This is a genomic window from Pantoea sp. SGAir0180, from assembly GCF_043546245.1.
Window position 1 is genome coordinate 2,032,725 of record NZ_CP028071.1, and the last position, 20,160, is coordinate 2,052,884.

At 53.9% G+C, this 20,160-nt stretch carries 13 protein-coding genes and 1 pseudogene; 7 read left to right on the top strand and 7 right to left on the bottom strand.

The features are described from left to right. Positions 1-776 precede the first annotated feature (776 nt). From C1N58_RS09485 to C1N58_RS09500, 4 genes are all read right to left on the bottom strand, one after another. On the bottom strand, positions 777-1,259 hold the full coding sequence (locus C1N58_RS09485) for a DUF1641 domain-containing protein (protein WP_039340755.1): 483 nt from the start codon (positions 1,257-1,259) through the stop codon (positions 777-779). Continuing rightward, complete coding sequence (gene fdhF / locus C1N58_RS09490) at positions 1,259-4,225, bottom strand: formate dehydrogenase subunit alpha (protein ID WP_394564826.1); 2,967 nt, start codon at positions 4,223-4,225, stop codon at positions 1,259-1,261. Before fdhF ends, C1N58_RS09485 begins: the two co-directional genes overlap by 1 nt. 715 nt (positions 4,226-4,940) lie before the next feature. Then, positions 4,941-6,074, bottom strand: a complete 1,134-nt coding sequence (locus C1N58_RS09495; protein ID WP_394564827.1) for a glutathione-independent formaldehyde dehydrogenase — start codon at positions 6,072-6,074, stop codon at positions 4,941-4,943. Positions 6,075-7,006: 932 nt separating this feature from the next. Beyond that, positions 7,007-8,251 (bottom strand): sensor domain-containing phosphodiesterase, encoded by a 1,245-nt coding sequence (locus tag C1N58_RS09500; protein WP_394549577.1) that lies wholly within the window; start codon positions 8,249-8,251, stop codon positions 7,007-7,009. A 665-nt stretch (positions 8,252-8,916) separates the two neighbouring features. Between C1N58_RS09500 and C1N58_RS09505 the strand changes: the two genes are divergently transcribed. Next, complete coding sequence (locus C1N58_RS09505; RefSeq protein ID WP_394564828.1) at positions 8,917-10,491, top strand: methyl-accepting chemotaxis protein; 1,575 nt, start codon at positions 8,917-8,919, stop codon at positions 10,489-10,491. A gap of 152 nt (positions 10,492-10,643) precedes the next feature. Here the strand turns inward: C1N58_RS09505 and C1N58_RS09510 are convergent, their stop codons facing one another. Continuing rightward, entirely contained in the window at positions 10,644-11,219 is a 576-nt protein-coding gene (locus C1N58_RS09510; protein WP_054633940.1) for a histidine phosphatase family protein, read from the bottom strand. Between the two features lie 391 nt (positions 11,220-11,610). Here C1N58_RS09510 and C1N58_RS09515 point away from each other — a divergent pair, with 391 nt between their 5' ends. Continuing rightward, positions 11,611-12,777, top strand: a complete 1,167-nt coding sequence (locus C1N58_RS09515; RefSeq protein WP_394564829.1) for a methyl-accepting chemotaxis protein — start codon at positions 11,611-11,613, stop codon at positions 12,775-12,777. Positions 12,778-13,096: 319 nt separating this feature from the next. On the opposite strand, the gene C1N58_RS09520 is transcribed toward C1N58_RS09515, so the two are convergent. Beyond that, entirely contained in the window at positions 13,097-14,026 is a 930-nt protein-coding gene (locus C1N58_RS09520; protein ID WP_039340776.1) for a flagellin N-terminal helical domain-containing protein, read from the bottom strand. A 174-nt stretch (positions 14,027-14,200) separates the two neighbouring features. Continuing rightward, positions 14,201-14,924, bottom strand: a pseudogene (locus C1N58_RS09525) (LysR family transcriptional regulator). Positions 14,925-15,286: 362 nt separating this feature from the next. Between C1N58_RS09525 and C1N58_RS09530 the strand changes: the two are divergent. From C1N58_RS09530 to C1N58_RS09550, 5 genes are all read left to right on the top strand, one after another. Next, positions 15,287-15,784 carry a PAAR domain-containing protein gene (locus C1N58_RS09530; protein ID WP_394515094.1) on the top strand — a complete coding sequence of 166 codons (498 nt, stop codon included), beginning with the start codon at positions 15,287-15,289 and terminating at the stop codon, positions 15,782-15,784. Beyond that, positions 15,774-17,639: a PAAR domain-containing protein gene (locus tag C1N58_RS09535; protein WP_394564830.1), complete on the top strand. Its 1,866-nt coding sequence runs from the start codon at positions 15,774-15,776 to the stop codon at positions 17,637-17,639. The genes C1N58_RS09530 and C1N58_RS09535 overlap by 11 nt, the downstream gene beginning before the upstream one ends. Further along, positions 17,636-18,310, top strand: a complete 675-nt coding sequence (locus C1N58_RS09540) for a DUF2931 family protein (protein WP_185199864.1) — start codon at positions 17,636-17,638, stop codon at positions 18,308-18,310. Before C1N58_RS09535 ends, C1N58_RS09540 begins: the two co-directional genes overlap by 4 nt. A gap of 77 nt (positions 18,311-18,387) precedes the next feature. After that, positions 18,388-19,437, top strand: coding sequence for a tyrosine-type recombinase/integrase (locus C1N58_RS09545; RefSeq protein ID WP_394549582.1), 1,050 nt, complete (start codon positions 18,388-18,390; stop codon positions 19,435-19,437). Between the two features lie 137 nt (positions 19,438-19,574). After that, positions 19,575-20,024, top strand: coding sequence for a hypothetical protein (locus tag C1N58_RS09550; RefSeq protein WP_185199862.1), 450 nt, complete (start codon positions 19,575-19,577; stop codon positions 20,022-20,024). Positions 20,025-20,160 lie beyond the last annotated feature (136 nt).

The window sequence follows — 20,160 nt, forward strand, 5'->3', positions numbered from 1 at the left end:
TGCGTGGGAATAAAGCATATTGTGTGCCAGCACTATTTTACTGTCGTGATGGTTTATGTAAGAAACATTCTGGTTCACATAAGCAGGCGATAAAGGGTTTCAGGCGAGGCTTTCTACGGAAATAAACAGATCTGTCGACAATCAGGGCAAAATTAAGCAGGAGATCACGGTGCAAGGCGCACTGCAATGATCCGAAAAATATATTGTGAAGGTAATTGAAACATTCCGTCACCGGTAAAAAAGTCATGACACAGTTTTGGACGCCTCTGAGTCTGAAAGCCGGTGAAACAGCCCCCTGAGAAACTGACGCGCCTACCTTCTGCCCTGCCTTAGTCAGGCCTTGTACGCCCGCCGTTCGCATTTTGCCGGGCCATCCGATGCGGGAACGCCGGACGCAAAAACAGGCTTTCCTCCTCCTCATTAATACGATCAATAAGAGCGGGCAGTCACAGACGGCATTTTTGCACCAGGCCGACACGTAAAGATGTGTTCTGGCCTGCCGGAAATAAAAACAGATTGGTCAGGCGGCACAGAACTTTTTTATCTGGCCCGCTGATGGTGTGTTAATACCCTGTCCGCAACATGCAGGGAAAATAAGTGAGAAAATGACGCAGTGCGGTGCCCTTATTTAAACAGCGGATGTCAGTGAATCATCTTTATTAAACGGCCACATTTTGCGCCTGTTGCCAGCGTCCTGAACGGATCCGGTAATCCAGCCCGGACGGGCTGGATTGCCGGCACAACAGGCTCCCGGGAAAGCCACCGTTACCCGATACTCAACTTTGGGTAGGCTTCCCACTATACCGGCTGATCGGTTTTTCAGACGGCTGTTTCATCTCACGTCCAAACGCGCGGACGCCTGCCAGAGCCGGTTTAATCCCTCGCCATAACTCTTCATCTTTCAGTAATCGGATGATGCCGCGGATGCCGGGTGCGCTTTTGTCTTCCCCGGCCAGTCCGGCCCCCCGCATCGCTTTTGCGGCATTAACGATCCCCAACAGCACAGGATTGAACTCTTCGGGGGGAATCGTTGCCAGCGCCTTAAAGACCAGGGACAGATTCTGCATGGCATTAAGCGCTCCAGGCTGGTTCAGGCCGTCAACCAGCACTCCGGCAATCTGGGTATTGGCATTGACGATATCTGTAGCCAGACGCAGGAAGCCATGTTGATGAAGGCTTTCCAGCAGCGTGGCAAGGGCTTCGTTTGCTGTGGGCTCGGTGCGCGTGGGCGGCACGTCATACTTTAGCGGTTCAGCCATTAAAACTTCTCCGGATGGGCGGTGTGTTCAGGCGGCAGCGTATAACCTGGCTGACGCCATTTATCCTCAACGGGCAGATGATCGCGCGGCGTGCGGTGCCCATGGCGAAAATTGTGCGACGGCAGCGGTGAAGCGTGAGGAGGACGCGCCAGCTTCTCCAGGCGAATGGCAATTTCTTTATAGGCTGGCGTCTGCACGTCTGGATCGTGATGATCCCCCGTGAGTCCGTTTACGCCCGGCTTACCATGGTGTATCGGGATAAAAAGGATATTACTTGCCACGCGTTCAGTAATGATCACCGGCACCTCAAGCGCACCGCGCCGTGACGTCAGTCTGACCCAGTCGCCTTCCTGCAAGTGACGCTCCTGCGCCAGTGCGGGGCTGATTTCAACGTACCAGTGAGGCGACAGCGAGGTGATTCGTCCCCCCGCCCCCGTCTGGTTGGTGGCCTGAAAATGCTCCAGCATGCGGCCGTTGTTAAGCAGCAGATCATAATGGGCATCGCTCTCCTCGGCAGGCGCTTCCCACTGCAACGGATAAAGCCGCGCTTTGCCATCGGGGAAGTGAAAACCGTCGGTATAGAGCAACGGCGTGCTACTGCCGTCGGCGCTGACAGGCCAGAGCTGTGACTGCCAGCCCGCCAGCCGGTCATAGCTGACGCCGGCAAAGATACCGGCGATGCGCGCCGCTTCCGCCATAATGTCGGCGGGATGCTGATAATACCAGGGATGGCCCAGACGGCTGGCGAGTTCGGTCAGTATCCGCCAGTCGGGACGACTGTCGCCTAAGGGCGGTAGCACCTCGTAAAAGCGCTGAATACGCCGTTCGGTGTTCACAAACGTCCCCTCTTTTTCGACGCTCGGGCAGGCAGGCAACACGACATCCGCAAATTCTGCCGTCCGGCTCATAAAGATATCCTGCACCACCATAAAATCGAGCCGACTGAACGCCTCATGGACTTTTGTGGAATGCGCATCCGCAAATGCCGTTTCTTCACCAATGATGTACATCGCTTTCAGCGTGCCCTGATGCGCCTGCTCGATCATCCGGTAATTATCTGCGCCCTCTTCCGCCGAAAGCGCTTCCGGATCGACGCCCCAGGCCGCCGCCCATTTTTGCCGCACGGCCGGATCCGTAACGCTTTCATAGCCGGGATAGACATTACTCAGGCAGCCAAAATCACTGGCCCCCTGCACATTATTGTGGCCGCGCATGGGATACCCGCCGGTGCCTGGCTTACCATAGTTGCCGGTCACCAGCAGCAGATTCGAGAGTGCGGTGCTGGTATCCGAACCGTGACTGTGCTGCGTAATGCCCATCGCCCACAACAGACAGGCGCTTTTGGCCTGGCCTATCATTTCTGCCGCGTTCGTCAGTTCCTGCACGCTCAGACCGGTTAACTGACTGGCATAGTCGAGCGTGAAAGGCGCCAGCGACGCCCGAAACTCGGCGACGTTATTGACCTTTTCGGCAAGAAAGGCCTCATCGGCATAACCGTGATCGAACATGTAACGCGCCATCGCCGATGCCCATACCATGTCATAACCCGGCTTAATCCGCAGGTACAGATCCGCGCGCTCAGCCATTTCATGGCGACGGGGATCCACAACGAGAAGCTGCTGCCCGTGATGTTTATGGGACTGTTTGATATGGGAGGCAATGACCGGGTGATTTTCTGCAATGTTGCTGCCGACGATAATGATCAGCGACGCCTGCTGCATATCCTTGATGGTTCCCGCGTCGCCCCCATGCCCGACGGTCCGGAACAATCCCTGGGTGGCAGGGTTTTGACAATAACGGGAGGAGTTATCGACATTGTTGGTGCCAAAGATTAAACGGGCGATTTTTTGTGTCAGATAGGCTTCTTCATTACTGGCTTTACTGGAACCGATAAAACCAATGCTGTTGCCGCCCGACTGTCGATGAATCTGCGTCAGGCGCTGGACGATAACCGCCAGCGCTTCATCCCAGCTGGCGGGACGAAAGCGCCCCTGCTCACGGATAAGCGGGGTAGTCAGGCGGTGCGGATCATTCACAAAATCCCAGCCAAACTTGCCTTTTACACAGGTTGAAATGCCGTTTGCGGGTGCATCTGCAACCGGCTGCACTTTTAAGATGTGGCGATCACGCGTCCACATTTCAAAACTGCAGCCTACGCCACAATAAGTGCAGACCGTTTTCGTTTTTTTAATTTCAGACTGGCGCATCGCCATATCGATCAGTGAAACACCGGTAACGGGTCCCGCGCCGATGCTGTTTTCCAGTTTTTTAACCACGTCAATCAGCGGACGTTTAACGGTTTCCGGCATATTGGTGAAGGGACCGGCATTGGGCTGCATCGTTTTTTCCAGCAGCGCATTGCAGGGGCAAACGGTAACGCAATGGCCGCAGCTCACACAGCTTGATCCGGCTATGCGCTCGCCACCGTCCCACAATACGCGGGGATGGTCGGCGGTGTAATCGATAGACAGCGTTTCGTTTACCTCGACGTTCTGGCACGCCTCTACACAGCGACCACAGAGGATACACTGGTCAGGATCGTAAGTATAAAAGGGGTTGGTATGGTCTTTTTCCGCAGGTTTACGCTCATAGGGATAATACTGAATCGGTATCGCCATATCGCTGACCGCGTTGTGTAAGGTGCAGTCGCCGGTATTGTGTTCGCATACCGTACAGTAAAGTTCATGGCGCGCTAAAACGCGGTCCATGCCCTCTTCCTGCGCCGCCTGCGCCTGCGGATCTACACTGCTCACCACCATGTCGTGTGCGGTTTCTAACGTACATCCCCGCACCAGTTTGCCCGCATGCTCTACCCAACAGACATCACAGGTTTCCAGTGGCTTCAGAGCGGGGTGATAACAGACATGCGGCAGTTTTTTGCCGTGCAGTTCGAGAAAATCAATCAGGGGCAAACCTGCCTGACCTGACAGCCGTTCCCCGTTGTAGACAATGGTGCATGTTTCCATGATTTTACCTTTTTTCTTTTCGCGGATGGGATAAGCGGTCATCGGCTTTCTGCCTGTATAAAGGCCAGGTAATTTTTATTTCCTGTTAAAACTAGTTGTGCTCAGTCGATAAATCAGGCGAGACGGCAGGAGAATTTGAGGGAAAAGGGGTAACAAAGTGTAAGCGCAATATCGGAAACAGGATTCTTATACCAACGGAATATGAAACAGGCAGGCAGCCACCAGGAAAACTCTTAAATTCTTTTTTTTGCTCCCTTCCTGATAATTTTTGGTTGCCGCTTACGCTTGCGAAAAAATATTTTGTGAAATTAACTTAGCGACAGGTTTCCCCCAAACCGAATTTCACTGTTTCACTTAACCGCCGCGCCGGCGGTTTTTTTTCGCTAAAATAAAGCCAGTAAAATGACGTAGCGTTCTCATATAACAGACCCGCGTTTTTTCGGTGCACACTTTCGGATGCCAAACGATTATATTCACGTTTCTCTCGTGTTATAAACGCCGCCCTGTACCAGACCTTTCCACAGCAGGTATGGGCTGTGACTTACGCTGGCACGGTGAAGGCGAGGCGGCCTCGTACTTTGCCACCCATGCTGTTGAGATAAAACGTCATCGGTCAGTCAGCTAACCACAGGGGCCGTCTTTAACCGCCAACAGTTCGGTCCCCGGTACTCAGACGAGATCCCAGACTGCGGCGGCCCGGTTAACTGCGAATTATTCAGGGTTTTAAAATCACTTTTGTCCACCCGCTGTCGCGGTTGTCAAAATGTTTATAGCCCTCTGCGGCTTCTGTCAGCTGCAGCCGGTGGGAAATGATTTGTCCCGGCTTCGCTTTGTCCAGCGCGATCAGACGCGCCAGCTGGCGGTTATAGGCTTTGACGTTTGCCTGACCAGTGCGGACAGACTGGCCTTTAAACCAGAAGCTGCCGAAGTCGAAAGGCATTTTACCTTCTTTCGCCAGCTCGGTGGCAGCACCGGGATCCTGTGGCACAAATACGCCCACCACACCAATGCCGCCCGTCGCTTTGGTGGAGGCCACCAGGCTGTTCATGGTGTCGGCGTTATCTTCAACCCCATGTTTGTTACAGCACTGATATCCCACACATTCGCAGCCACAATCGGTGCCCCGGCCATCCGTCAGGTCGAGAATTTTATTTACCGCATCGGCCCCGGTGGCATTAATGGCAATGGCACCGACTTTTTCAGCCAGCGCCAGCCTGTCGGCATGCGTGTCCACAACGTACACTTCGGAGGCACCCTTGATAATCGCCGAATGCGCCGCCATCAGTCCTACCGGCCCAGCGCCATAGATAGCCACACTTTCACCAGGTTTGAGCCCCGCCAGTTCAGTGGCATGCCAGCCGGTGGGAAAAATATCAGACAGCATGACGTAATCGTCTTCCTTTTCAACCGCATCGGGTGGCAGCACCAGGCAGTTAAAATCGGCAAAGGGTACGCGCAATAATTCTGCCTGCCCACCAGACCAGGGCCCCATTTCGGCAAAGCCGTACGCCGCCCCTGCCGTGCCTGGATTGGTCGTCAGGCAGAAGCCTGTCAGCCCTTTTTCACAGTTTTCGCAGAATCCGCAGCCGACGTTGAAAGGCAGGCAGACATAATCTCCGACTTTCACGCGCTCCACACCGCTGCCGATCTCTACCACCTGCCCCAGATTTTCATGGCCCAGGATACGGCCCTGTTCGAAGCTGGTACGCCCTTCGTACATATGAAGATCAGATCCGCAAATATTGGTGGTGGTGATACGAACCAGAACATCCGTGGGACGCTCAATTTTGGCATCGGGCACGTCTTTTACTGACACATCGTATGGTCCGTTATAAACGACTGCTTTCATATTTTTCCCCTCGGGTCATTGATGATTTGGCGCCCACCGGCCCTGACCGGGACGGCGAGCGGCATCGGATTTTCTGGGCTGGTTAATCAGCCTGACGCTAATCGTGCGTTCGCTGTGGAAAGAGGCCGTTCGCTTAAAATACGCGTGACTAAAAAGCGTGATTGCCTGCCCTGTTTTTAAAATAATTAGGGTTGCGCAATATTTTCGGATATTTCCGACAAATTTAACTACAGCGGAATAATGACAGATTCCCTCTGGAATGACCTGCGATACATTTCTCCTTCGTGGTTAAGATTTGCCTTCATGTTCTTTTTAAATCAGTCTTAAAAGCGTAACTGAGATAAATAAAATTGCTGCTCATCGTGAAAATTAATTCAAATAAAAATAACTTAGACTTTTTTTACAATGACTTATCTGAGAAGGTGATTATGTGAACGGAAGTTACAAAGGAGAAAAGCGAAGCCGCCTGCTGATTTAATGCACAGCAATGCCGTAAACCTGAACAGATTAATTACAGACGGTATCCGAAAACATGCATTCCTTATGCCTGACAGAAAATCGTGTTTATTTTTCACAGGTTGCGCATTATGCCCGGCAGGGGATTATCACGGCCTGGCTTATATTACCTTTCTGCGTGTTAATTTATCATGGCAGTATTCGCGCTTGTGGCCCGTTCCCGCCGGGCTTTAATTACAGACTGCCGATGCTTACTCTGTCAATACAGATTCAGGCAATACACTGATCCTGCCTGTGTGCTAACGGTTTTTTCCTTCGGTGCTGAGCCGGTCTGGCGGGTCAGACCGGTGTGCAGACATAAACGTGCACAACGCTATCAGGCAGAGAGATGACAGCAGGTAAGTGATCTCCGGCCTGCCCCATCCGATGAGGTGCCTGCGGGGGCGCAGGTTTTTACGATGCGGCAGCGTGCCCATTCAGCCTGGTTTTGAACGTCCCGGTAATATCTTACTTTCCGCGCCCTGCTGTTTAGCGGAAAAATCCTGTTCCACAGGGTGTTCTGTGCCCATCCGGCTACTGATGTCGATACCGAACACACAGAAGCCCAGCAAGTCTTTGGCTTCATCCTCCACCCGGGTAATGATAACCAGATCAATTCGACCGCCCGGCAGCGTCACTTCATAAGGCGGATAAGGCAGCCCTTTTTCGCGGAAATCCTGAAGCCATAACAGTTTATCCGCCTCCGAAGGGATGACTTCATAGATATAACGGTCGATGAGATCGTCCAGTTCCCAGCAGACGCGTTCGGCGAAGGTCTCACTGGCATCCACGATCCGGAGATCCGTGTTGAGGAAACAGATGGAGGTCCCGGGCGCAGCGTACATGGACGAGATCTGATGCGCGCGCTGATCGAGAGACATGCGTTGTACCCTGCGATGAAATTTTTTACCCGGTCGGGTGAGTAGCAACGCGTGCGTCTCATCTGCGGTCAGCGGCTTGCCGAATAAATAGCCCTGCGCATAGGTGCAGCCTATTTTCCGCAGCATTTCCGCCTCTTCCTCTGTTTCAACCCCTTCGGCGATCACGTCCATATCCAGACTGCGTCCCAGGCCGACAACGCTGGAAACAATCTTGCGACTGTCCTTTTGGTGCAGCATTGAGCGAATGAAACTGCTGTCGATTTTGATTGTGGTGGCAGGAAGCTGAATGAGCCAGGCCAGGCTTGAGAAGCCGGTGCCAAAGTCATCCATTGCTATCATGCAGCCCATCTCTGAAAGGTAATCAATCTGCGCACGCGCAGAATCCACATCATCTATCAGGGCCGTTTCGGTGATTTCTATCTTGAGCCTGGGCAAACTGAAGGCGTACTGATTTGCCACGTGCTTGATGATGTCAGGCAGATGACAACCCTTCAGTTGGGAAGGCGAAACATTAACCGATAAAAACTGCTGTTCGGGCCAGGTGCCTGCGGTCAGGATGCCCTGAGTTAACAGGACGGCGGTCAGTTCATTCAGCAGGCCCTGACGTTCCATTTCGGGAATGAATTGATCGGGCGGGATAATAAGCCCGTCCGGTAAAACGCGGCGGGCCAGCATTTCAAAGCCGACTACCCGCTCATCCTCGAGCGACACAATCGGCTGAAAATAAGGCGTAAATTCACCGGCCTGAAGCCGTTTCTTAAAGCAGGTATGCAATGTCGCATTTTTTCTTTTCGTGTTCATTCAGGTGCCTGCAACCTGCCGCGTGTTTTCATCCGGCCGTTATGGGTGATCGGTTAGTCGTTAAGTCCTCATAAAATGACGAGGTTTCATATCTGAAAAAGGCGCGCTGGCGGAATGTCTGCCGTCACCCTCTCTTTCAGTCAGTCATGAAAGGTTGAGCCGCCGTGAGATGGCCGCATCATATTGCTGCACGTCGGGAAACGCCGGGCGTTTTGCCTTTCATTCTTCTGCCAGCACTTGCGCTGTGATCGTGTTATCGGCATTAAACAAGCGAACCGTAGTGATTTATGCTTTTCAGTTGCGAATCACCTCGCATGATCCCCGCTAAGCCCCTGCCCTGCCTTGCTGACAGGCTGCTGAAGAGCCGCAGCCAGGCGGCGCATTGACCGTGATGATCGGGCTGGGGCGAAATTTTTTCGTCCTGCGTGGCGCGTCACTGACAAACGCCCCGGGAAGACGAGGGGCACCGTCACGGCAGACTGGCTTGTCTCCGCAGCAAAAACGCGGTGCTACCGCTGCCTTGCTTCATCCTGAACAAGCCGCCACGCGGGTAGGTTTTGTAAAGACAGAGACAGAGACTGAATATGTAAATTATTCCTTGTCTGGCCGGGCCTGCCGATAACCTTTTTGCAGCATTAGCGGAAACAATTCGTATGGAGAACCTTATGTTCAGACCAGGAAAAATGTCACTCAACATGATGCTCAACGCGGCTTTCCTGACCGTCATCATGCTCGGCGTGTGTATTACCCTTTTTGCCGGTATCAAGCTCAGTACGGTCAGAGATCAGCAGAAGCTGACGGTGGCCCGACTGAATGATTTACGCACCTTACAGACCATTAAGGACAATGTTGCACAGCAAACTACGCTGCTTCTGGCGGCATCCTCGGGTGACAGGCACGCATCCATACAGGATATCGCTGCAAAATTTGCGGCATTACAACAAAACAGTGATGACACCACTGCCCACTTCCGCACGCTGATTAACGGAGCGCGTACCATTCCGGGTATTAACCTCAGCGAAGTGGATGAAGCCTCTGACTTTTTGAAAAAAATCGAAACGTCATCGCCGCCTTTCAAGGCCAGTGCGACGCGCGCCCTGCAACAGGACGCCAATGCCGTCCGTGAACATATCGACAACGCGCTACTGACGGACCTGGCGAACTACCGCTCAGCCGTCAGCGATATGGTGGCTTATCAGGATCGTGTGACCGGCGGTACGGCAGTGAAGACCGAAACGGGGCTGGCAGGCGTGTTCCTGTCGCTGAGCGTACTCACCGTGGTGTTTATCACTCTGGGCTTTGTCATGAGCTGGCTGATTACGCGCCGTATCAAGAAACAATTGGGCGCAGAACCCGCCCAGGCACAGGCGCTGGCCGCCGCCATTGCCGCCGGCGATCTGAGTACGCCGGTTAAACTTCGCCGCGATGATGCTTTCAGCCTGATGGCCTCACTGGCAGGCATGCAGGACAACCTGCGTGACCTGGTATCGCAGATTAAAGCCTCATCCGCTTCCGTCTCGCTGGCGGCCGATGAAATCTCACGAGGCAATACCGAGCTGTCTTCCCGAACCGAACAGCAGGCCGCCGCGTTACAGGAAACGGCCGCCAGTATGGAGGAGCTGACGACAACGGTGAAAAACAATGCCGCCAGTGCGCAGAAGACCGCCGAGTCTGCCCGTGAGACCGCATTGCTGGCACGTAAGGGGGAAACTGACGTGCAGAAAATGTCGGATACCATGCACACGATTTCGGCCAGTGCGCTTAAAGTTCGCGACATCATCGCCGTGATTGAAAGCATCGCCTTCCAGACTAATATTCTGGCGCTCAATGCCGCCGTAGAAGCCGCGCGCGCCGGTGAAGATGGCCGGGGTTTTGCGGTCGTTGCGGGGGAGGTCAGAACACTGGCGCAGCGCAGTGCGACGGCAGCCCGTGACATCAAGCAGCTCATTGAGCAGGCGGTTACGCAGGTGGAAAGCGGCGTGGGCGTCGCACAGGGAACGGGGGAAAGTATTCTGAAGATTGTCGGTATGGTCGGCTCACTGGCGTCCGCCATGGATGAGATTTCACTGGCATCGACTGAGCAGATGCAGGGTATTTCGCAGGTCAGCATCGCTGTCAGTCAGATGGATGGCGTCACGCAAAATAACGCGGCCCTGGTTGAGGAATCTTCCACCGCGTCTCACGGTTTGTCTGATCAGGCGCATGCGCTCCAGGCGATTGTGGAAACGTTCAGGGTCTGACCCCGACAGAGGCCAGATGCAGATGCTGGCCTCTTTCATGCTCAACGCGCCGCTCTCAGCTCTCCCCTTTCCCGTTTCTCAGCCATCAGGCATCGCTGTCTTTTAGCGGCTTCGTTACAGGCTTTCATGACAAACCATCTGCGCATTCATTTCTACCGGTCAGGACAGTCAGATGAAACGCCATTCAGTCCCTCGGCATCCTGTTTAAAGGATTTAAAATGCTGATTGTCGTCAATTTTCACCACATAGATAGAATCGAAATCGGTTGCTGGCCAGTCCGGCACCTGCCCGGCATCCCCACCCGTTTTTTCAACCAGCCTGCGCGCAGCGGTCACCAGATTTTTGTGTTCCCAGGAGATAAACGTCAGAGGCACCGCTTTTTCTGCCAGCAGATCCGCGACCAGCTTATTGGGCTTGTCGGCGTGAAAGCGCAGTATGACGGGTTGAGAAACCTGTACCGCCAGAGGAATAAGGGTTGAAAGCGGGCGCAGTGAACTGCCGGTTTTATCCTCTTTTGGTGCCGAGGCATAAAGCGCATCGGGATTACCGTAGCGGCTGAGCAATACCCTCGGCAGTTTCAGGGCGCGATTCAGCCCTTTGCAGGTCAGTTGCCCGCTGGCATTGTCGGGCTTTTCGCCATGACGGAAAAACACAAATGTACTGTCAGCCGAAGCCTTCAACGGGATAAGTGTTGCAAGACCAAACAACAGCGCGAAAACGTTTTTCATCCGGATTTCCTGTTGGCGATGATGGCGGAGTGGATAACCTACTTCACGTGGGCCTGTAATAACCAGGGGTAAATGATGGGTAAGACGGCAAAAGCAAAAGACTGGCAAAGATATCGCGGTTGCTGTGGTCAGATTTATCGGCTGTATTGCGTCTGCCAGGCGCGAATATTTTTTGGCGGCGGTCTGTGATTATAAGGCCTGCCCCGTTTCCCTTCTCTGCGTTGTAAGAGACCGGCCCGCGAAAAAAGCCCCATTCGGGCATTACCCTACATGATCTGCAGACAACGCTGCCCGGCTAAACAGTATAAAATTTAATCACTTAGCTGACTTATGCATCCTGCAACATGGCCGATAACCTGTCTGTAGTTAATTTTAATCACAGGGAGCAATTATGTTAGGCAAATTATTCAGGAAATCCCCGCCCGCGCCAGAAGTCATTTTACCGCCACGCCAGGAGGTGCCCGTCGAAGAAGTGCCGCCATGCGGGACGTTATCCGATCGTCTGGACAGTTTTTTGACTCTGCTGCCAGAGTTCTTGTGGGTCTGTGAGGGGAAAGACATCACCGACAGCACTCCGCTCTGGATTTCATCTGCCGCGCCGTTTAATTTTCCGCAAGGGGGCAACAATATCCTGACTCTCTCGGCGCTTTGCTCGCTTGTTCATGATGAAGACAAAAGTCATTTCAGACAGCTTTTACGAACCGTTAAACCCTCTGCCGCTTCCGGTGTGACCCATAAATGCCGTTTTATGACGGCAGGCGGCAGCTACGAATGGTTTCAGGTAGCCGTTAAACGTGAGCGCGGCGCTGACGGCCATAATCAGAGGCTGACAGGTACGTTGCTGAACATCAGTGAGGACGTGGCGCACGAAAGCGAATATGACATTGTCATGACCCGCTTCAACCTGTCGCGTGAAATGCTGAATGACGGGCTCTGGGACCTGCAGATCATCAATGGTGACCCTTTACATCCGAATAACGTTTTCTGGTGGTCCCCACAGTTCAGAAAACTGCTTGGATTCGAAACCGTTGAAGAGTTTCCTGATGTGATTGACAGCTGGGCTTCCCGCCTCCATCCCGACGACAGTCAGCACACGCTGGATGCCTTTATCAAACACCTTAACGACCATTCGGGCGCAACAGGTTATGACGTTGAATACCGCGTTAAACTCAAAAACAGCAATTACCGGTGGTTCCGTGCACGTGGGCAGACCCGACGGGACAAAGAGGGTATACCTTTGCGGGCGGTCGGGGCGCTGATCGATATACAGACGCTGAAAGACCAGGAAGTTCAGGCTGAACATGAACGCCAGCGAAGAGATGAGGCATCAGCCTCTGTCAGTGAGATCGCTGATTTGGTCTCTGAAAATGCCAATATTGCCGCTCAGATCAAACTCATCTCACTGAATGCCAGCATTGAGGCCGCCAGAGCCGGCGTGCAGGGACGAGGGTTTTCTGTTATTGCCAGCGAAATCCGCGAACTGGCTGACAGAGCCGCGGAGATAACCGAAAACATAAGCCGTCTGCAGATCCGGCTGGATGCCTCTTCGCGCCTGTAAAATTACCACTGCACCCTTCAGTTTTATCGCACACTTTCTGGTTGGCTTCCGGGGAGTGTGCCCACTACTCAACACAACATCCCATTTTGCCGGGCTCGGACTGAATTGCGCATCCTACCCTTTACTGCCTCTACTACGGGTCCAAAACCGGGCCTGGTCATCGGTGAATATGCGTTAAAGCGCGAAGCGACAAAATATGGATTGGATTTTGCTTGTTTTATGAACTGTATCAAAGGGTGTGCAGGCAGGAAGAGCGCTTACGCTTCACGGCGCTGAATGCTGATGAGCTGCATTACGGAATGCAGCTCACCGGCGTCTGTTAGCGAAGCAGTGACAGCATGGTCTGCGGCACTTGGTTAGCCTGTGCCAATACAGAGGACCCCGCCTGCTGCAGGATCTGCGCACGCGACATGTTTGACACTTCCGTCGCGTAGTCCGCATCCTGAATACGGCTGCGGGCAGCGGTCAGGTTGGTCACGGTGTTGTTCAGGTTGCTGATGGTGGACTCAAAACGGTTCTGAGACGCACCCAGCAGGCTGCGCTGGTTGTCGACCGCCTTAATCGCTTTATCAATGTCGGCCAGCGGCGTATTGCTGGACGCCGTCCCGCCAGTGCCGCCGGTGACCGCGCCCTTCAGAACGTCGAAGCCGATAGCAGAGGTGCTGCGGGCATTGCCGTTTACGGTCTGGCCCGTGGTTGTCTCGGTATTCTGGGTGGTGCCAGACTGCCCCGCTGCCGCCAGGTCGAAGCCGTCACTTGCGCTCAGCGTAATGCCGATTGTCTGACCGTCTTTTGCGCCTACCTGGAAGTTGTAGGTGGTGCTGCCGGAACCGGTGTTCAGGACTTTAATGCCGTTGAAGTCGGTCTGTTTGGTGACGCGGTCGATTTCCTGCATACGCTGGTTAACTTCCGCCTGGATTGAGTCGATGTCAGACGCTGAGTTAGAGCTGTTCTGCGCCTGAACGGTCAGGTCGCGTACGCGTTGCAGGTTATTGTTGATTTCGGTCAGTGCGCCTTCAGCCGTCTGCGACAGAGAGATACCGTCGTTGGCGTTACGGGCTGCAACGGTCATACCGTTGATGTTAGAGGTAAAGCGGTTAGCGATGGCTTCGCCGGCTGCGTCGTCTTTAGCGCTGTTGATGCGCAGACCGGAAGAGAGACGCTCAATTGCCGTGCCCAGAGCAGACTGTGATTTGGTCAGGTTATTCTGCGTAACCAGTGAAAGCGTATTGGTGTTAATGACGGCCATGTTAAGTCCTTGTAGTTAAAGCGTGTATATCACGCTATACCGTTATCGCCACGATAGTTACTTTCTTTAACTGTGTCGTAGAGAAATCATCTAACTGTCATAGACTGCTGCTTTTTTAACCAGGCCTCGTTGCTTATAATGCCCGCGTTGAGCGAGAAATGGAGATATATATTCTCAACGAGAGATCTTTCTTTTTTTATGGTTACTCAGAAAGTTTTTTAGGCCATCAATAAAAATGCGCACCCTCAGGGAGAGATGTAAGCGAGTGGGGTAAATAGCATGGATAGCAACCTCCTCGCCTCGTGTATCAGCCAATACCTGTACCAGGTGCCCTGCTAAAATATCCTTTTCAATCATGAATGAAGGTAAATAACCGATACCCAATCCGGCTATGGCAGCTAAGCGTATGGCATCGCCGCTGTCGAACCTGACATGGTTCCTGCCGTTCAGCGTTATTTGCCCATGCTCCTCGTCAAAGAGTGTCCATGCGCCTGAAGCCGCTCCTAAACCATAAACAAGACGACGATGTTCTTTGAGGTCAGCAGGTGATATGGCTTGTGGCTGCACTGCCTACCCGAACGGCAAGGTCAAATCCTTCTTCCACCAGATCGACAACCCGATCGCTAAGGCTGACTTCAATGTTTATATTTGGTGAGTTCTGTAAAAACGTCTGGAGAAAAGGAAGGATAACCATTTTGCCATAACCCTCTGACACGGTCAGTCTCAGAATGCCTTTTGGCACTGGTGAATTATGCCGGATACTGGCTTCGGCTTCTTCTATGTCTTCCAGTAATCTGCAGCAGCGGTGATAGAATTCATGCCCCTCTGGGGTCAGAGATAACCGCCGCGTGGTGCGTTGAAAAAGCCTTGTCTGCAGGTGCTCTTCTAACCGGGTTATCGCTTTACCCGGTTAGAAGAGCGCGTTAACCCCATCGCCTTGCCGCCAGCAACAAAACTCCCTGCCTCTGCAACAGCGACAAAGATCCGCATTGCCCTGATGTCCAGAGCGGAGCCTGTAGACATTGTCGAAGCGATTTTCCTGCCCGTCATTAGGGGACCTTTTTCGTCAATAATTACTTTAAAGTGAAATTGTAGAATTTCACTTATATTGTTTAAGTAGCCAGCGTTTCATGTTGCATTGATCATGCCCAATTATTATCCCTTCTTCCTGTGTAAATCTGCAGTCTCTCATCATGGGATATGTCTGCCATCGAATAACTTTTGCTGGCGCTTTTATCGCAGGAATAAGAAGGAATTGATATGGAACAGCAATATACCAACGAACTAACCCCGGATGTTCTGGCCTGTCAGGATGTTTCGCCTTTCAGTCCTGAGCAACTGGCTGAGATGAGCGATGAAGCGCGTGCGCTGATTGAAGAGCAGAAAGTCTTCTGCCGTTCACACCCGGTGAATGCCATCTTCCGTATTGCGACTGACGGCAGCCTGACCCGTGACGGTGGCATCGTCCGGGCGGCGGATACGGGACATCAGCTTATGCTGGACGACGGAAGCTACGCGAATGTAGCGCGTGCCGGGGATGAAGTGGCCTACCCGGACGGGCGGACGGCGAAAGTCGTGACCGGTGCGGGAGAGGCCAGCGCGATTGACGGTACCGGCGTGGCACTGGTTGGCAGTCAGCTGGATAACGGTGATGAAATAATCAGTACGCCACAGGGCATTCGTGGCTGGTTCGCCGTGAGGGTGTTCCAATGTGTCAGTCGTTTCTGGCGGAAGAGGCCTGAATACGATGCTGGTTAACAGAGGCTGTACTGTTCACGATAAAAACGTTGGACTTGACGGGGACGAAACGTCCACAGGTGCATTTTGTATTGCCGCCCGCCCCGGCATGTCGGTTATGGGGAAGCTGAAACTCTATATCGGTGACAAAACGTCACCCTGCCCCAAATGTGGCGAGGTCGGGGTGATTGTCAGTGGTGATCATCGTCACTCAAACAGTGTTGCTGTCGCCGTGGATGGCTCAGTCATTCGCTGTGGGTGCCCGGCCGGGACCCATTATCTGATTGCGCCGGGCGTGGTGTCCGTGCCAGATAACCCCAGGATGGTACCTTTGGTTTCCGGGGCAGAGTCAGAACCGGAACAGCACGCGCAGGCGGCGAAGAAAAAGAAGCGGGAAATAACGCTGACAATAGGCGTGTTTTTCGACGGTACGGGCAACAATGCTGTTAACACGCAGAACATGCTGAAGGCGTATACCGCAGAACATTACAACCTGGATGACCCGGAAGCCGGGTCCATTCTGGCAAAATGCGCCCGGGAAAATCTTGGCGTGTCGGGCAGCGGTGCAATCAGTTATACCGGGTACTACACCAATATACACTGGCTGAGTACGCTATATAAGAAATCCCTGTCCGGTAACGATTCAGATGTTCAGACGGGCATTTACATTGATGGCATTGGTACGGAAGCAGGTAAACCTGACAGCAAACTGGGACAGGGGTTTGGTATCTCTGATACCGGTGTCGTTGCCAAAACGAATAAAGCGGTTTCCATGCTGGCTGACAGCATTCAGGATGTGCTGGAGGTTGTTGGTAAAAAACAGGCTGACGGCAAGCTTATCGTCAGAGCCCTGCAGTTCGATATTTTTGGCTTCAGCCGGGGTGCAGCGGCGGCACGCCATTTTGCCAACCGCATCCAGTCCGAAGACCCGGCCATTATCAGCGCCATCCGGCAGGCCATGACGGATACGACCTTCAAGGGTTCTCCTGCCGGTAAAACCCGCTTCATCGGCATTTTCGATACCGTTGCCGCCATTGGCACCCCGGTTAACGGCCTGAACCCGCACAGCGCGGATACCGGTGACGTGAAGCTCACCCTGCGTCCCGGTGTGGCAGAGAAGGTGTTTCATATCACCGCCGCGAACGAGTGTCGGTTCAACTTTGCGCTGAACAGCGTGAAACCGGCCTGGCCGGAACTGGCGCTGCCCGGCGCACATTCCGATATCGGCGGCGGATACCTGCCGGTCACTAAAGAACATCTTTTTCTGACGCGTCCGGTAACGGAGACGGTCCCGTACAGTCAGCCCGGTGAAAAGACGCAGGCCTACCGGCAGGCCGTGGCGCAGCTGCAGACGCTGGATAAATCGCCCTGCCTTGCCCCTCTGCTGCGGACAAATGACATTTCGGCAGAAACCTGGCATGACGACAGGCTTCCTCCGGACCGCTACGGCCAGGTGCAGAAGCGCAGCTTTGCGGCGCTGACCCTGCGGGAGCGGACCGTCAGAAACGACTGGTCCCGCGTGGCGCTTAGGGTGATGCTTGAGGCCGCAAAGGAAGCCGGAGTGGTATTTGAGCCCATTCTGAGTAAAGACAAAGAACTCGTCATTCCGGATGAGCTCACCCCCCTCCGGGATAAGGCGCTGGCGATGGGGAAAGCTGTCCGCAGCGGCCAGACGGCACAGGCGTTCAGTCAGGATGAGCTGGACGTGATTGCTGAGAAGTATATTCACTGTTCGGCCAACTGGAATGCCATCGTGGTCAATACGGACGGCTTCATCCACGGGGGCGCATCGCCCTCAGCGCTGATTGGCTTTATCAACCGTCCGGATGAGCAGTGGAAACGCTCGGTCTACAGCATGGACGGGAAAAAGGTATGAAGCTGAAAGCCCTTTTTCCCCTGCTGATGCTGGTCATGATCGGCGGCTGTCGGGCAGGCGAAGCGCAGACGCCGGAAGACACCGGTGAAATGCCCTACGGGGAGGTTGGTTTTGCGTTTTTCACCCCCAGGGCATTACCGGCGGTGGTGACGAAAGCGCTGATTATCGACAACGAAAAGGTGGTCTCCACCTTCCGTACGCTGGACAGTACGCAGAGTGATCCCGATGTGGTAGGTTCCTGGAATAACACAACCTATGGTGTGGGGATCCAGTTCAACAAAGTCCGTCACCCGCCAGCGCTGATGCTGTTCTGCTGGGATTCGGTCATCGATAAAAAGACCTACGAGACGCGCATCACCTTCTCACCGGCCCTGCGGGAAAAAATGTCGGTACCAACCGGCACAGATCGGAGAGGAAATACCGCCTGGTATAAAACATTATTGTTTGGTCTGGCACCTGAAGGCAAAGTGCGCATCTGGCTCCAGAACAGCGGCCCGGCCGCTAATATGCCGGTTGAGCCGGTAAAAATCACCACGCTGTCCGGGGATAAACTGGATGCCTGTAAAGACGTCCCTTCGCGGATTGATTTCAACTACAGCATTCCCGATGGGTATGACCAGGACATAAAAGATTTTATCAAAGGGAAAACCTATCCCTATGGCAGCTGGTAACACCGCCAGATGAAATCTGCCGGATAATATGCGCCGGTGCGGTGGTATCTGTTTTTCCTGTCTGGAGGGCGATCATCATGCTGGTTTTCACCGACCTGAGCCGTACACCGGAGCTGGCGGGCGTGGCAGAGCGGCTGGGTATTATTGACGGCCAGCCCTTTCTCATCGGGGAGGATGGGGTATTTGACCGTGAAGTGAATGCCTTTTTACGGTCCCTGGTTGATCCATCAAGCCCGGGGCGTAATACCTGGCGTACCTATGCCTATCATCTTACCCGGTTTCTGGGCTGGCTCGATCAACAACAAATAGCCTGGCGTGCGGTCGATCGCAGTGTTCTGCGGCATTACTACACGCAGAGGCGGTTCAGCCAGAAACGCCCCGTCTCGGCCCGGACGTGGAACAATATTGCTGCGGCGCTGACGCGGTTTTATGAATGGGCCGCCATGACCGGGGAAATAGCCAAAAGCCCCGTTACGTATCGCGATATCAGGGCGGGTCGCATGACCGCCGCCCCGGGCACGCAGCGGGTCAGGTCAGCGATTATGGAGTCAGTCCCGGCCAGCCCGGTTCGCTACCTTCCCCTGAGGGTTTATCTTGCTCAGTTCAGGCCCGCCTTTGGCGGTACGCGAACAGCGGAGCGGGATCGCGCCTTCGCCAATTTGCTGATTTCAACGGGGATGCGTATTAATGAGGCAAACAGCCTGCTTCTGGGGGATCTGCCCGATCCCGATGCCGTGGAATGGCGGGGGAAAAAGACGGTTCCCCTGACGTTACACCGGGGAACAAAGGGCCGGAAGGTTCGCGTCATCCGTATTCCCGTGCACGTGCTTCGCACGGTGTTCCGGTATATCGCAGAAGATCGTGAAAATGCCGTTGCCATGCTCAGCGCCCGTGAACGCCCGGCAGAACTGTGGCTGTCAGAGTCCGGCAGGCCGATGAAAACGGCGCGGTGGCACGCCGTTTTCCGGCGGGCGTCACAACGGTCAGGCGTTTCCTGTACCCCCCACATGCTGCGTCACGCGTTTGCCATTCACCAGCTGACGGCAATGATCCAGCGTTTACTCGCCGACCCGGCATGGGCGACATCCGGACCGGTGCGCCAATTCCTGCATCTCCGCGAAGCATAAGCCCGCCTGGGAGACTGCCATCGCTGATGCGGAGGCCATGCGGCGGGTACCTAAACTGAGTCCGCTGCAGCGGGTTGCGCTGGACCAGGAAATCGAACGTATGCGTAAAGCGATTATCCATCTGCAGGAGGTTCACCATGGCTCGTAATCCCCGACAGGAAGTGGCGCTGCGGCGCAGATATGCTATCAGCAGGGATGAAACCCGGATGGCCTTTGAGCAGGCGCTTGCTGCCATTGCCGCCAATCCTTCCGCGCCGGTAACAGAAAAAGCATTGTATGAGGCCGCCGGGCGCTCCCGGGCCACGCTGAACCGTTATCCGGATATGAAAGAAAAACTGGCAGAGATTCGTGCTGGCCGGGACACCGTGAGTACGGAGAAAAGTAAAGAGGAACCAGAGCAGGCAGGGGCTAATCATCGATTACGGTCTCTCCAGCAGGCCAGCGCAACGCTGGCGCAGCGGGTGGCGATCCTGTCAGTGGCCGTTCAGGATTTTGAGCGCAGAAATTCGTCGCTGGTGAGGCTTCTGCGTCAACATAAAGTCGCCATACCGGTTGAGCTGGTCGTGGATAACACCGGGGAAAAATGATACAGGTACTCAATATGAAACAGTATCATATTGAAAAGGTTGTTGAACCTCAGTAAATCCGCATTACTGACAATAAAATACCGCCATTAAATAAAATATAATTACACTCATTAAGGTCATAATAATGTTGTCGAAA